Genomic DNA, 3,279 nt, shown 5'->3' with positions numbered 1-3,279 from the left:
GCCAGACGCTGTCACGCCCGCGGCGCACGCTGGGCACACCGCGCGCCGCCAGCTCGTCGGCGATCATCCCGGCCTGGCGGTGGTTGGCCACCAGCACGGCGATATCGCCACCTTTCAGCGGAGTAAACACACCTTCCTTGTCGAAACCGGCGCGCCCTTCCGCGGCGCCTGCCAGTTGCAGGGCGATACGCCGGGCAGTGTCGCTCGCCGCCAGCTGCGCGGCTTCGCCCTTGCCGAGCGGATCGTCGCCCAGCCAGACGAGCGACAGCGGCGCCGCCTCGCCCTCCTCCACCAGCCGCAAGCTCGCACGCGGCTTGTCGGTCGCGCCTACTGCTGGATAGCGCAGATCAGGTTGGGCGAACGGCTGTGGATGATCGAACAGCTGGTTCAGCGCGGCGATCAGCGCCGGCGTCGAGCGGTAATTGGTCGGCAGGTTGAAGGGCTCGCGATCGGCCTGCTGCTTGGCCGTCATATAGGTTGCAAGGTCCGCCCCGCGGAAGGCGTAGATCGCTTGCTTGGGGTCGCCGACAAAACACAGCGACGCCTCGCCCGCCTTGGCATAGATGCGGTTGAAGATGGCGTACTGGATCGGGTCGGTGTCCTGGAATTCGTCGATCAGCGCCAGCGGATAGGTGGCGCGCAGCGAGGCCGCCAGGTCTTCGCCGACCGGGCCTTTCAGTGCCAGATCCAGGCGATTGAGCAGATCATCGAAGGCCAACAGCCGCTGCGCCGCCTTGCGCTCCGGCAGCTCGCGGTTGAGCCGTTCCAGCAGCGCGACCTGCAGGGCGATCAGCCGTTGCTTGCCCGCTGGCAATGCCTCGGCCACCTGATCGGCCAGCTCGTCCAGCGCATGGGCCAACTCGCACACCGGCGCGTCGAAGCCCTTCTTGCAGGCCTTGCTCAAGGCGCGCACGCCGAACTTGGCCGCGCCATCGGGTAGATCGAACATCACGGCCGGGTCGGCAAAATAGGCGTCGAGCTCGCTCCGCCAGGGCTCGAACTTAATGCCTTTGTGGGTGCTTTGGCTGAGCCCACCGTGGGCCTGAAGCTCGGCGATCCAGGCGGTACCCGCTTCTCTCCACAGATCGGCGGCGCGTTGCCAGGCGGCCTCGACCGGACGCAGGTCGGCGGCAACCGGCGCACCCTGCGGTTCCACGCGCAAGTAAGGCTTGCCCAGATGACTGCGCAGCCGCTGGCGCAGCCACACCGGTGTGATGCGGCTCTTGGCCAGGAAGCGCGCCCAGGCCGGGTCGGCATCGGCCAGCTCGCTGCGCCAGGCATCGGCGAGCAGCGCATCGATCATCTCGCGGTCATCGGCGGTCAGCTCGCTGTCGAAATCGCCCCCGGCCTCGAAGGCGGCGTCCTGCAAGGCGCGCTGGCAGAAGCCGTGAATGGTGAAGATCGCCGCCTCGTCAAAACCGTGCACGGCCAGCAACAGGCGCCGCCGCGAGGCTTCGTCGGGATAGCGGGCGTGTAGGCGTTTGAGGAAATCGTCGCTGCTCGGCGTGCCTTCATAGACGGCCAGCAGGTCGGCCAGCCGCGCCCGGATACGCTCGCGCAGCTCGGCGGTGGCGGCGGTGGTGTAGGTGACCACCAGGATCTGCCCCACCGACAGCTGCCGCTCCAGCAGCAGGCGGGCGTAGAGCGCGGTGAGCGTCCAGGTCTTGCCGGTGCCGGCGCTGGCCTCGATCAGCGAGCGGCCGTCGAAGGGCGAATCGAGCAGGTCGAGTTTCATGCTTCCTCCTCGTCTTGCGCCAAGGCATCCAGCGCAGGGCCGATCAATTCCTGAGCCAGCGTTTCGAAACGCTGGTCCAGCGGATCGCGGTCGCGGAAGGCCAAGGCGTTCCAGGGGTCTTCGGCCTCGGCGGCGATGGGGCTGAACTCGGCACCCAGCCAGGCTTCGCGGGCGCGCTTGCGGGCGCAGTCGAGCGGTTCACTGCCGCGGGCCGGCTTGCGATAGCCCTTGGCGAAGGCATGGCTGCTACGCGGCAGCAACGGCAGCGGTTCGCGGATGGCGCAGCGATAGGCCGCCAGCCAGGGTTCGAGCAGCTGCGCGGCATTGGCCAGCGGCCCCAGCTGCCAGTCACCGGAGGGCGATAGCATCAGGCTGTGGCGCTCGATATCGGGCGTGGCGGACAGGTTGAGCAGCAGATGACGCAGCCAGAACGGCGGCAGGTCCCATTCGCCGAGGCGGCCGAGCTTCCAGCCGAACAGCCCGGCCGGGGTCACGCCGTCGAGCCAGCCATGCACGCGCACGCCGGCCAGGGTGATATCCACCGGCAGCGGCTCGGGCACGGCGTCCGGGCGCAGTTCGAACAGGCGCGGCGCGAAGGCACGCACCGGCCCGCGCAGCTTGCCCCACAGCGCCTGGCCCAGCTCGCCGGTGGGGAGCCAACCAGCGGCACAGGCCATGCGCCGTTCGTCTTCATCGCTCCAGCCGTGTTCCATGGCCTGCAGCGACAGGCGCCGCAGGCCGTTCCAGGCTGGCATCTCCAGATCGAACGGCTCATCACTGGCGAGCGACTCCTGGTCGTCGGCCAGACGCAGACCCAGGCGCTGCTCGAGCAGAAAGCGTGCGGGATGGCGGAAGCACTGCAACAGCTGCGACGGCTCGATGGTCAGCCAGGCCTCGTCGGGTTCCGCGAGCAAGCTGGCAAACGGCTGCGGCTGAGTCTGCGGTGGCTCGGCCAGACGCCCGGCGGCGCGAAACCAGGGCGAGGAGAAACCGGCGCAGAGCCCGTCGCCGAAATTGCGCGGCGAGAACGGCTGCAGCGGGTGGGCGACGAGAATTTTCTGGCTGGCGGTCTTGGGTGCGGACTCGCCTGTATGCTCGGAAGCCTGCGCAACGGGCAGTTCGGCGGTCATGTCCACTGCCTCCAGCACTTCGCTGAGCAGCACCGAAGGCGGCAGCACGGCGTTGTCGCGCGGGTCGCAGCCGACATAGGACAGGTACAACGCTTCGCGCGCCGAAAGCAGGGTTTCCAGCAGCAGGTAGCGATCATCCAGCCGCCGGGCACGGTCGCCGCGGCGTGGATGGCGACCGATCAGATCGAAACCCGACGGCGGCGTACGCCGGGGAAAGGCCCCATCGTCCAGCCCAAGCAGGCAGACCACGCGGAACGGCAAGCTGCGCATCGGCACCATGGTGCAGAAGGTCACCGCGCCGGTGAGAAAGCCCGAGGCGCCGCCGCCCTGCTGCAGCGCGGCGCTGAGCTGCTGGTGCACCAGTTCCAGCTCGATGGGCCGGGTGAGGTCGGCGGCCTGCGCCTGATCGCGCAG

General features: G+C 68.8%; 1 protein-coding gene and 1 pseudogene. Both read right to left on the bottom strand.

Features of this window, described 5'->3' with window-relative positions:
• A partial coding sequence (locus LO50_RS22285) for a UvrD-helicase domain-containing protein (protein WP_044316403.1) occupies nucleotides 1–1,735 on the bottom strand: 1,735 nt, incomplete at its 3' end.
• Nucleotides 1,732–3,279, bottom strand: a pseudogene (locus tag LO50_RS22280) (exodeoxyribonuclease V subunit gamma); the annotation flags it as partial. The pseudogene LO50_RS22280 and the gene LO50_RS22285, both read right to left, overlap by 4 nt.

The organism is Stutzerimonas stutzeri, assembly GCF_000935215.1.
Lineage (GTDB): Bacteria > Pseudomonadota > Gammaproteobacteria > Pseudomonadales > Pseudomonadaceae > Stutzerimonas.
Note: the sequence above shows the minus strand (reverse complement) of the source record. Positions and strands in the feature narration are given on the sequence as shown.